The sequence below is a fragment of the Paracidovorax wautersii genome (genome assembly GCF_031453675.1).
Classification (GTDB): domain Bacteria; phylum Pseudomonadota; class Gammaproteobacteria; order Burkholderiales; family Burkholderiaceae_C; genus Paracidovorax.
This window is the reverse complement of the sequence record NZ_JAVIZX010000001.1, coordinates 1601202-1612253: the sequence shown is the minus strand read 5'-3', so window position 1 is coordinate 1612253 and position 11052 is coordinate 1601202. Positions and strand designations below refer to the sequence as shown.

The 11052-nt window shown below is 69.1% G+C and carries 12 protein-coding genes; 9 read left to right on the top strand and 3 right to left on the bottom strand.

The window, feature by feature from the left end; genetic code table 11:
- Positions 1–3 precede the first annotated feature (3 nt).
- From QE399_RS07370 to QE399_RS07345, 6 genes are all read left to right on the top strand, one after another.
- Positions 4–630, top strand: coding sequence for a cysteine dioxygenase family protein (locus QE399_RS07370; protein ID WP_309827600.1), 627 nt, complete (start codon positions 4–6; stop codon positions 628–630).
- A complete protein-coding gene (gene metC / locus QE399_RS07365) occupies positions 627–1850 on the top strand; it encodes a cystathionine beta-lyase (RefSeq protein WP_309827598.1) in 1224 nt (407 codons plus the stop codon). The genes QE399_RS07370 and metC overlap by 4 nt, the downstream gene beginning before the upstream one ends.
- Before the next feature lie 182 nt (positions 1851–2032).
- Positions 2033–3019 carry an OmpP1/FadL family transporter gene (locus QE399_RS07360; RefSeq protein WP_309827596.1) on the top strand — a complete coding sequence of 329 codons (987 nt, stop codon included), beginning with the start codon at positions 2033–2035 and terminating at the stop codon, positions 3017–3019.
- Positions 3020–3163: 144 nt separating this feature from the next.
- Positions 3164–3577 (top strand): hypothetical protein, encoded by a 414-nt coding sequence (locus tag QE399_RS07355; RefSeq protein WP_309827594.1) that lies wholly within the window; start codon positions 3164–3166, stop codon positions 3575–3577.
- Between the two features lie 37 nt (positions 3578–3614).
- Entirely contained in the window at positions 3615–4061 is a 447-nt protein-coding gene (locus QE399_RS07350) for a YeeE/YedE family protein (protein ID WP_309827592.1), read from the top strand.
- A 14-nt stretch (positions 4062–4075) separates the two neighbouring features.
- Complete coding sequence (locus QE399_RS07345; RefSeq protein WP_309827591.1) at positions 4076–4543, top strand: DUF6691 family protein; 468 nt, start codon at positions 4076–4078, stop codon at positions 4541–4543.
- A gap of 228 nt (positions 4544–4771) precedes the next feature.
- On the opposite strand, the gene QE399_RS07340 is transcribed toward QE399_RS07345, so the two are convergent.
- Entirely contained in the window at positions 4772–5527 is a 756-nt protein-coding gene (locus QE399_RS07340; RefSeq protein ID WP_309827589.1) for a sulfite exporter TauE/SafE family protein, read from the bottom strand.
- An 85-nt stretch (positions 5528–5612) separates the two neighbouring features.
- Between QE399_RS07340 and QE399_RS07335 the strand changes: the two genes are divergently transcribed.
- Together QE399_RS07335 and QE399_RS07330 are read left to right on the top strand one after the other, a co-directional pair.
- On the top strand, positions 5613–6572 hold the full coding sequence (locus tag QE399_RS07335; RefSeq protein ID WP_309827586.1) for a LysR substrate-binding domain-containing protein: 960 nt from the start codon (positions 5613–5615) through the stop codon (positions 6570–6572).
- A 262-nt stretch (positions 6573–6834) separates the two neighbouring features.
- Entirely contained in the window at positions 6835–7458 is a 624-nt protein-coding gene (locus QE399_RS07330) for a LysE family translocator (protein WP_309827584.1), read from the top strand.
- 187 nt (positions 7459–7645) lie between these two features.
- On the opposite strand, the gene QE399_RS07325 is transcribed toward QE399_RS07330, so the two are convergent.
- Positions 7646–9004, bottom strand: a complete 1359-nt coding sequence (locus tag QE399_RS07325; protein WP_309827583.1) for an aminotransferase class V-fold PLP-dependent enzyme — start codon at positions 9002–9004, stop codon at positions 7646–7648.
- A complete protein-coding gene (locus QE399_RS07320) occupies positions 9004–9918 on the bottom strand; it encodes an amino acid ABC transporter substrate-binding protein (protein ID WP_309827581.1) in 915 nt (304 codons plus the stop codon). The genes QE399_RS07325 and QE399_RS07320 overlap by 1 nt, the downstream gene beginning before the upstream one ends.
- A 145-nt stretch (positions 9919–10063) precedes the next feature.
- Between QE399_RS07320 and QE399_RS07315 the strand changes: the two genes are divergently transcribed.
- Complete coding sequence (locus tag QE399_RS07315; RefSeq protein WP_309827579.1) at positions 10064–10993, top strand: LysR family transcriptional regulator; 930 nt, start codon at positions 10064–10066, stop codon at positions 10991–10993.
- Positions 10994–11052: the final 59 nt, after the last annotated feature.

The following is an 11052-nucleotide window of genomic DNA, read 5'->3' as shown; positions in this document are numbered from 1 at the left end:
CCCATGACCACCTCGCCCTCCACGATTTCCACCCAGCGCCGCCAGGCCGTCGATGCCGCCCTGGACGACGTGCGTCGCCTCATCGCGCACGGCACGCCCGACCGTGCGGCGCTGGACGCCATCACCGCCCGGCTGGAGGCGCTGGCCGCCCACAAGGCCCTGTTCAGCCGCGCCGACTTTCCGCCGCCCGCCCAGACGGCCGGCGTGGGCGCCTCCACGCGCTACCGGCTGAACCCGGACGACGGCGACGCGGGCCTGGCGCTGTACCTGAACTCCATCAACCCCGGCAAGACCACCGCCCCGCACGACCACACCACGTGGGCGGTGATCGTGGCCGTGGAGGGCCAGGAGGTGAACCGGCTCTACGAGCGCACTGACGACCGCAGCGACCCCACGCGCGCACAGATCCACCTGGCCCGCGAGGTCACCGTGCAGCCCGGCACGTCCATCGCCTTCCTGGGGGACGACGTCCACAGCATCGCCGTGGTGGGCACCGAGCCCACGCTGCACTTTCACCTGTACGGGCAGCCGCTGGAGACGCTGACCGGCCGCGTCGCCATCGACCCCGACACCGGTACCGTGAAGAACTACAACGCAGCGTACTTCCGCCCCAGCGAGGCCGTGGCATGAGCCAGCAGAACGCACCCCACCACCCGCTCGGCGCCGCCACGCGCCTGCTGCACGCCGGCACGCCGCCGCTGCAGGGCGGCTCCGGCCCCGTCAACGTGCCCGTGGTGCGCACCAGCACCGTGCGCTTCGAGGACAGCGCCGCCTATGCGGATCTGCACCACCGCCGCGTGGCGGGCGAGCGCGTCGCGTCGTACGGCCGCCACGGGCTGGACACGCACCGGGCGCTGGAAGACGCCGTCATCGCGCTGGAGGGCGGGCACCGCGCGTTCCTCACGCCCTCGGGCCTGTCGGCCATCGCGCTGGTGCTGGTGGCGCTGCTGTCGCCCGGCGACCACGCCCTGGTGGCCGACAGCGTGTATTCGCCCGTGCGCCGCGTGGACGACAGCCTGCTGCAGCGCCTGGGCATCACGCTCGAATACTTCTCGCCCGGCCAGGACGACGTGGCCGCGCTGATCCGCCCCAATACCAAGCTGCTGTACGTCGAATCACCCAGCTCGCTGCTGTACGAAGTGCTGGACCTGCCCGCGCTCACCGCCATCGCGCGCCAGCACGGCATTGCCGTGGCGGCCGACAACACCTGGAGCGGCGGCTGGTTCTACCAACCTCTGGCGCTGGGCGCGAACCTGTCCATCCAGGCGGCCACTAAATACATCGCCGGGCATTCCGACGTGATGCAGGGCATCGTCGTCACCGACTCGCCCGCGCTGTCGCAGAAGATCGCCGTGGCGTACGAAGCGCTGGGCCTGACCATCGGCGCGGACGACGCCTACCTGGCGCTGCGCGGCCTGCGCACCCTGCCCGTGCGGCTGGCGCAGCACCAGCGCCATGCCACGCAGGTGGCCGAATGGCTGCTGCAGCACCCCCAGGTCAGCCGCGTGTTCTACCCCGCGCTGCCGTCCGACCCCGGCCATGCGCTGTGGAAGCGCGACTTCAGCGGCGCCAACGGACTGGTGTCCTTCGCCTTCGCCAACGGCGTGGACGCGCGCAGCGCCGAGGGTTTCGTCGATGCGCTGCACCACTTCGCCCTGGGCGCATCGTGGGGCGGCTACGAAAGCCTGGCCCTGGTCGCCCAGCCCGAGCGCCTGCGCGAGCACAGCGCGTGGCAGGACACGCAGCCCGTGGTGCGCCTGCATGTCGGACTGGAAGACCCGGCGGATTTGATCGCCGACCTGCACCAGGCATTCGCGCAGGTGGCTGCACGCACCCGGCTGGCCGCATAGTAGCTATTTATTTAATAGCTGCTGGCGCTTATAGATAAAGCGCTAGAGGCCTGTTTCGCTTGAAGTTTTCCAGCTGCCGACGTCCAGCGCCGGCGACTATGCATATGCGACTTTCTTCGTGGCCGCGCGCGGCGGCGGTGGCCAGCATGGCGTCTCCACAGCCACCGCACCACTTCATCATCATGCCGACTCCACTGCGTGCCGCCGCCCTCGTCCTCGCCGTTGCCAGCCCCGCACTGTGGCCGCTGGCCGCCCACGCCACCAACGGCTATTTCTCCCACGGCTACGGCGCCAAGGGCCTGGGCCAGGCGGGTGTGGGCATCGCCTGGGGGCAGGACGCGCTGGCGGCCGCCAGCAACCCCGCCAACACCGGCCTGGTCGGTAACCGGGTGGATGCGGGCGTCACCTGGTTCGCGCCGCGCCGCAGTGCCGACATCACCAGCAACGCCTTTGGCCCGGACGAGCGCTACTCCGGTGACGGCAAGAAGACCTTCTTCATTCCCGAATTCGGCATCACCCGCCAACTGTCCGAGCAATGGGGCGTGGGCCTGGCCGCCTACGGCAACGGCGGCATGAACACCGAATACCGCCGCAACCCGTACGCCCGCTTCGGTGCCACCGGCACGGCGGGGGTCGATCTGGAACAGCTCTTCATCACGCCCTCGGTGGCGTGGAAGCCGACCGAGGCACACAGCTTCAGCGTCGGCCTGAACGTGGCCTACCAGCGCTTTTCCGCCCAGGGCATCGGCGCGTTCGCCGGCTTTTCGGCCGACCCGCAACGCCTCAGCGACCGCGGCACCGACGGCAGCCTGGGCGCTGGCGTGCGCGTGGGCTGGACGGGCACCGTGGCACCGGGCGTGACGCTGGGGGCCACGTGGGCGTCCAAGGTGCGCGGCCAATTCGACGACTACCGCGGCCTGTTCGCGGACGGCGGCAGATTCGATGTGCCCGAGAACTACGGCGTGGGCATCGCCTGGCGCCCTAAGAACCTGTTCAAAGTCTTTTCGGGGATCGCGTTGGGTGCAATCGGGAGGAGTGGATGCTCCGGGTGCGCCGCATGGGCTCGTGCCCATGCAAGCAGCCGGGGCGTTCAATCGCCCGATTGCACTCCAACCCTTCGGGCAAGCGCCTTGCCGGCCCGTCTGCGGCGTTGCGGCGCTGGTCCATAGCGGGGCTATGGACTGCGCACCGCGCCTTGCATCCACTCCCGGCAAGGGGCTTGCGCGACCCCGAAAAGACTTTGAACAGGTTCTAACAGCGCATGGACGCTGGGCGCCGACCTGCAGCGCATCCGCTACGGGCAGATCGGTGCGGTGGGCAACCCGCTGTCGCCGCTGCTGCGTGGTGTGCCGCTGGGCGCGGCCGGCGGACCGGGCTTCGGCTGGCGCGACATCAGCGTCATCAAGCTGGCGGCGGCCTACCAGGTCTCGCCCACGCTCACGGTGCGCGGCGGCATCAGCCACACGCAGCAGCCGGTGCCGGCCGGCCAGACCTTTCTGAACACGCTGGCACCGGGCGTGGTGCAAAACCACCTGACGCTGGGCGCCACCTGGAAGACCGCCGGCGGCGTGGAAGTGACGGGCTACGCCGCCCACGCCTTCGGCAAGACCGTGCGCGGCAGCGGCTCCATTCCACCCGGCAGTCCGCCCGGCGGCTTCGGCGGCGGCAATGCCGATGTGCGGCTGAAGGAAACCATCCTCGGCGTGTCGTTCGGCTGGGCGCTGTGATCCGCACCCGCGCGCCCGGTGGCCGATACTGCGCGGCATGAACGCCTTGACCTTCACCCCGTATTCCGCGCTGGCCGGTGGCGCGCTCATCGGCACCGCCGTCGTGCTGCTGTGGTGGCTGATCGGCCGCGTGGCCGGCGTCAGCGGCGTGGCGGGCGGCCTGTGGTTCGGCCAGCGCGGCGACCGGGCGTGGCGCATCGCCTTCGTCGCCGGGCTGGTGCTGGGCGCGGCCGCTTGGGCGGCCTTCAGGGCGTGGAACGGCACGCCGCTGCCCGCACCGCGCACCGGCTTCCCGGTGGCGCTGCTGGTGCTGGCGGGCCTGCTGGTGGGCTACGGCACCACGCTGGGCCAGGGCTGCACCAGCGGCCACGGCGTGTGCGGCGTGGCACGCGGCTCGCGCCGCTCCCTCGCGGCGACGGGCACCTTCCTGGCCGTGGCCGTGGCGACCACGTTCGTCGTGCGGCAGGTCCTGCACGCAGCGTGAGCAGGATCGAAGCCATGGCGACACCTGCTGAATCCACCCATTTTCACCGGCTACGCATCGCCGCCGCCCTGCTGTCCGGTGCCGTCTTCGGCGTGGGCCTGTCCGTGGCGCAGATGACCGACCCGCGCAAGGTGCTGGCGTTTCTGGACGTTGCCGGCGCGTGGGACGCCAGCCTGCTCTTCGTGCTGGGCGGCGCCGTGGCGGTGACGGCGGTGGGCTGGCGCTGGGCGCTGCGGCGCCGGCAGCCGGTGTGGGCCGATGCCTTCCAGCACCCGCCGCCCATCACCCAGCGGCCCGACCGGCGCCTGCTGGCCGGCGCCGTGCTGTTCGGCATCGGCTGGGGCATCGCCGGCTACTGCCCCGGGCCAGCGCTGGCGTCGGTGGGCCAGGGCAGCGCAGAGGCGCTGTGGCTGGTGCCGGCGCTGGTGGCGGGCGCGGGGCTGCGGCGCTGGCAGGTGCGGCGGCGCGCTGGACGAGTCTGACCCCGGCAGCATGGCTCCCGAATTTAGAGCAGTAAACGCCTGCTGGCAAAGCGTTTGCGCCCCATTTCGCTCCGATCCCCCGAGGTAAAGCGTAAGGCCTCCCGCGCTGCGCTTGTCGGTCCGCTCAAAGGCGTGCGATGTTGGCATCCTCCTGATCGCCGCACCGGTGGCTGCTGGGCCGCGACCCAACCATCTCGGGCACAGCGCACAGTTATCGCGCGATCCCGATCAAGCCCATCGGGCGGCCAGCTGCGGCAAGGAAGACGCCAACAGCACGATGCCGGAAACCGTCAGAAGCCCGAGCACGATCTGCCGGAACCGAGCCTCGCTGATACCGGTGTAGAGCCTGGCGCCGAGCAAGACGGGCACGAGCATCGCGGGCGCTACGAGGGCGAACAACGGCAGCATCTCCCGCGTAACGAGTCCGGTGGCGACATAGGTCCCCATCGTCACCGCCAGCATCGACAGATTGAAGTTTTGGATCACCGCGCGCTGCACATCCTTGTCGAAGCCGCGCAAGGTGCACCACAGCGTGGGCAGCGTGCCGGTGAAGCCGCCCATCCCGCCCATCACGCCACCGGCCAGGCCTACGACGCCGTCCGCCAGCCGGCCGCCGCGGGTGATGCGCGGCAGGTTCTTGGCCATCAGCATCGCGGGGCACCACAGCACCAGCAAGGTGCCCAGCACCCCTTTGAACCCTTCCACATCCAGGCGCGGCAGCAGCAGCACGCCCAATGGAACGCCCAGCAGGCCACCCAGCACGAAGGGCCACAGCCGCCGGGCATCGAAGCCGCGCCGCACCGTGACGGCGGCGATGATCTGGCCCGTCAGCGCCCCGAACACCGCCAGCACGGCAGCCAAGCGGGGTTCCAGCGTCCAGGCCCACAGCGACATGGCGACCAGCCCGAATGCGAAGCCGGACAGGCCCTGTACGAAGCCCGCGACCACCGCGCCCAGTGCCACGACGAAATAGATGGAATCCATGGTTCTTGCCCTTTGTTCTCCGGATTGTGAAGACCAGACATAAGCAGAACATTCGGATTTAGCATAGGAGCATGACGATCTACTTATGCCTGCCGTGATGACGGACCATGCGCTGGAGAGGCGCCTGGCCTCCCGCCTGAAGATGCGCCACCTGTCGCTGCTGTGCCTGATTGCGCAGCACGGCTCGCTCACGCGGGTGGCGGAACACATGGCGACCAGCCAGCCGGCGGTGACGCATGCGCTGGCGGAGCTGGAGGCGATGTTCGGCGCGCCGTTGTTCACCCGCTCGGCGCGCGGCATGGCGCCCACCGCCATGGGCGAGGTGGCCCTGAAGCGCGCCCGGGCCATGCTGCAGGACCTGGGGCACTGGGTGCGGGACATGCAGGCGGCCGGCGCCGGCCGTGCGGCCCACCTGCAGGTGGGGGTCATCCCGTTCATACCGGGCCGGCTGCTGGCCACCGCCATCGGCCGCACGCGGCCGCAGGACCGGGGCCTTACCGTGACGATCCACGAAGGCACGAGCGACCACCTGCTGGCGCGGCTACGCCGCCATGAACTGGACTGCGTCATCGGGCGCACCTCTGCCGTGCTGGCGATGGAGGGCCTGGTGCATGAAGTGCTCTATGAGCAGGAGCCGCGCCTGATCGCGCACCGGCGCCTAGCGGCGCGCCTGGGCCGCAAGCCGCTGTCGTGGCCCGAACTGGCGCAGCTGGACTGGGTGCTCGGCCAGCGCAACACGCCCATGCGCGAGCAGATCACCGACTTCTTCCTGCGCGCCGGCGTCGCCCCGCCCGCGCCCTTCGTGGAGAGCCTATCGGCCAAGGTGATCGGAGAGCTGATCGCCGCCAACGAAAGGGCGGTGTCCATCGTGCCCGCAGACATTGCCGACGAATTGGCACGCCTCACCGGGGTGGGCGTGGTGGCCCATCGCTTTGGCTGGACGCTGCCACCTATCACGCTGTTCCGGCGCGCGGAGGAATCGCTGCGAGAGGCCGACGCGATGTTTGCGCAGGCGCTGCGCGAGGTCTGCACGCCGGGCCGCTGAACAATGTCAGGCCTCAGATAAGGCAGTACGGAATGCGCAGGGATTGAGGCCGCCGTGGTCGCCGGCTTGGGCGTGCCATCTTGCTCCGGTGGCGCCCCCCGGGGACATCATCTGGCAACATGCATGGACGTGCCGTCGTTGACGAGGCAGCGACCAGCAGCGGAAAGGACCGGGTCCACACCACCAATGACTCAGCCCCGAATGCAGCCCATCCTGAAACTCAGCCCATCAATATGCGGCGTACAACTTGAGGACCTTAACGGTGAGCAGTGAACTCATCTTCCTAGGGAGCATTGCAAGCCTTTATCTGATGCTGGCAATCAGTCCCGGTCCCAACTTTCTGGTGATCACTGCGACCGCGATCAGCCAGTCGCGCCTCCATGCGGTCTACGTCGGTCTCGGTGTTTCAACCGCGAGCGTGTTGTGGGCCAGCTTGGCGGCGCTTGGCCTAGGCGTGTTGGTCGGACAGTATCAATGGGCCCAGCAGATTTTGCGGGTAGTGGGCGGCGTCTACCTGATCTACATCGGCATCAGGACGTTTCTTGCGGCGGATCGTACCGTGGTACGGCGTGGGCAGGAGCTCCCCGTGCGAACCCGATGGCAGGCCTACCGCTACGGCCTAGCGACCAACGTCACGAACCCCAAGACGCTGGTCTTCTTCAGCAGCGCTTTTGCGACCTTGTTCACACCGGATCTGGCCCTGTGGGCCAAGGCTGCAGCCGTGCTGGCGGTTGCGGCCATCTCGCTCACCTTGAACGTGCTCATTGCGAGCGTATTCTCGGCAGGCATGGCACAGCGACGGTATGGTGCCGCCAAACCAGTGATCGACCGGGTGACGGGTGGGTTGCTATCTTTCTTCGGCGCAAAGCTGTTGCTAGGGAAGTAGCGCCGAGGAGGCGATCTCCACGCACGACGGCGTTCACCGGTGAGCGAGTCCCGCCCTGGCATGTGTAGCGACGAAGAAGTGCCTTGGCAAGTCGGGACAGGCAGGCCCCTCTTGTGCTACCAATGGAAGAGCGCATTGCGCTTATCCGGCAAAGCCGGACGGCCTTCAGGGTCCAAAATCGTTTCATTTACGCGGGCACGGCGGCCCCCGGCGCATGCGCCTGGGCCAGCTCGTGCGTGACGCGCAGGAACTGGTCCACATCCCCGGCCGTGTGGCAGTGCAGCGGTGAGACGCGCACAGCGCCCTGCAGGCCGAACGATTCCAGCATGCGGCGCGAGTAGATGCTGGCCACGCTGCGCTCGTACACCGTCACGCCGCGCAGGCCGTACTCGTGCACGGCCTGGGTGCAGTCCAGCCCGTCGATGCCGATGGCGATGATCAGGTCGCGCCGCGCCAGGTCGTCGTGGTCCAGATAGACCTGCACGCCCGGCAGGCTGCGCAGGCCGGGCTGGGCCGCGCTGCCCTGCAGCAGCCGCGCCAGCAGCGCTCGCTCGTGCAGGGCGATGCGGCCGATGCCGGCGGCAAACAGGGCGCGGCGGTCCGCCGGCGGCGGGGCAGCGTCGGGCAGCAGCCCTTCCCCGAGCGCCTGCGCACCCAGCCAGCACACGTAGTCGGCGATCTCGGTGAACACCGCGAACTGCCAGGGCGCGGAGCTGCCCAGGTCCCAGAAGTCGGCCTTCTTGCCCGACAGCTTGTGGTGCGGCAGCACGGCCGCGCGGTCCGACAGCCAGGCCAGGCCCGAGCCGCGGCAGCCGAAGAACTTGTAGGGCGCCAGGTTGATGCCGTCCACCGGCGTCTTCTGCAGGTCGATCAGGCCGTGCGGCGCGTGCTGCACGGCGTCCACGAGGATGTACAGGTCGGGCTTGATCGCCCGGGCCTCCGCCACGATGCGTTCCAGGTCCAGCTTGGCGCCCGAGATGTTGCTCGCGTAGATCACGTTGAGCAGCACGGTGTCGGCATCCACCAGGCGCACGATGGCGTCCACGTCCACGCCGCCCGTCACCGGGTTGCTGGGCGCCACGCGCAGTGCGCGGCCGGTCTCGCGGGCATAGCGCTCCATCGCGTCGAAGGACGAGGGGTGCTCCAGCACGGTGGTGACCAGGTTGGTGCCCGGCACGTTCTGCGCCACGGCGCGCACCATCTCGAACATGGCGCCCGATGCGGTGAGCGCGGCATAGACGCTGCCGCCCTGCGCGTTCAGCGCCATGCGCACGTCGGCCACGCCGGCGGCCTGGATGTCCTGCAGTTCACGCGCCACGGCGTGGATGCGCTCGGTGTTGTCGGGCACGGCGTCGATCTGCGCGAAGCGTTCCACCGCGGCCTTGAGACGGAAGGAGCCCCCCGCGTTGTCGAAGTACAGGCGCGGGCGGCCCGCGTGGTCGTGGTCCACCTGCAGGAAACGGCCCCGCACCTCGTGCATCAGCGCCTCGGGAAACAGCAGGCCCTGCGGATAGCGGGCGGCAAGCAGATCGGTGTCGTCCCGCATCACACGCCCTTCTTGCTGGGGTTGCGGTAGGCCTCGCGCACGGCGTCCGTCATGGGGAAGTTCAGGTTCACATTGCTGGGCGGGATCGGCTGGGTGAACCAGCGGGCGTACAGCCGCTCGATCTCGCCGCTCTTCATCAGCCCCGTGACGGTCTCGTCCACCAGGGCCTCGAAGGCCGCGTCGTTCTTGCGGAACATGATGCCGTAGGGCTCCTCGCGCAGCACCACGTCGCGCAGCATGCGGTAGTCGCCCGGGTTGGGCGACGTGGCGATCAGGCCGGCCAGCTGCACGTCGTCGAGCACGTAGGCGTCGGCGCGGCCACTGGCCATCAGCAGGAAGGCGTCCGCCGTGTCCTTGCCGGAGATCTCGCGCACGTCCACGGCCTCGGCGCGCTTGTAGGTGCGCAGCAGCTGCACCGAGGTGCTGCCGGCCACCGTGGCCACGGTCTTGCCCTTCAGGTCGGCCAGGGAGTTGATGCCCGAGTCCTTCTTCACCGCCACGGTGATGCCCGCCACGAAATGGCTGGGCGCAAACGCCACCTGCTGCTGGCGCACCACCGAATTGGTGGTGGTGGCGCAGTCCAGATCGACCGTGCCGTTCTGCATCAGCGGAATGCGGTTGAGCGAGGTGAGCAGCGTGTACTGCACCCGCAGCGCGGGCAGGCCGAGCCTGGCCTTCACCGCATCGACGATCTTCAGGCAGATGTCATTGGAAAAGCCCACCGGGTCGCCGCTGCCCTTGGGGGTGTAGGAGAAGGGGATCGAGCTGTCCCGGCTGCCGATGTGGATCACGCCGGTCTGCTTGATGCGGGCGAGCGTGTCGATCTCCTGCGCCTGCGCGGCGGCGGGCCCGAGCAGGCAGGCGCCCATTAAGGCGGCGGCGAGGGTGTTCAGCGACAGGCGGCGAGAGGTCATGGCGGGCGGTCCTTTCAAAGGTGCGGGCCGTGCGCCACAGGGATCGCACGGGGATGCAGGCCATTGTGAAAGTCGCGTTACGTTTCAAAAAGCGATTTTTTGTGCTCGAATCGAATGAACAAAAGTGATGAATGGACCGCGGGCGATGATGACCTTCAAGCAACTGGAAGCGCTGTACTGGATCGGCCAGCTGGGCGGCTTCGCGCAGGCGGCGCGCAAGCTGCACACCTCGCAGTCGGCGGTGTCCAAGCGCGTGCATGAGCTGGAGCAGCTCTTCGACACGCCCCTGTTCGACCGCACACAGCGCACCGCCCGCCTCACGGAAAAGGGCGAGGAGATGTTCATGCTGGCGCGCAAGCTCCTGCGCGAGCGCGATGCCGCCGTGGAGCAGTTCGGCAAGCCCGAGGTGATCGAGCGGCGCCTGCGCATCGGCGTGACCGAGCTCACCGCCATGACCTGGCTGCCGCGCCTGGTGGCCCTGGTGCGCGAGCACTACCCCAAGGTGACGCTGGAGCCCGACGTGGACGGCAGCCTGCCCCTGCGCGACAAGCTGCTGGCCGACGGGCTGGACCTGATCATCGTGCCCGACGCCTTTGCCGACACCCGCCTGCCGGCCACCGTGGTCGGCCAGGTGGACAGCGCCTGGATGTGCCGCCCCGGCACCCTGCCCGCCGGCAGCGTGCGCCTGCACGAACTGGCCGGCCAGCGTCTGCTGGTGCAGGGCAACGCATCGGGCACCGGCCGCCTGTACGACGCCTGGCTGCGCGAACGCGGCGTGGAGCCGGCCGATTCCCTGGTGGTGAGCAACCTAGTGGCCCTCATCGGCCTGACCATCTCGGGCCTGGGCGTGAGCTATTTGCCGCGCCAGTGCCTGGCGCCCCTGGTCGCCACCGGGCAGCTGGCCGAGATCGACGTGCAGCCGCCCCTGCCGCCCGTGCCCTACGTGGCGATGGTGCAGGGCAGCCACCGCAGCGCGCTGGTGGCCTCGGTCATCATGCTGGCGCAGTCGTGCTGCGACTTCAAGCGGGCGTTCCAGGCCGTGCAGGCGGCGCCGCAGCCGCCGGTTGGGTTGTGAATCCAATCCGCCCACAGCGCTTTATCCATATGCGTCTATAGCTATTATTTATATAGCAA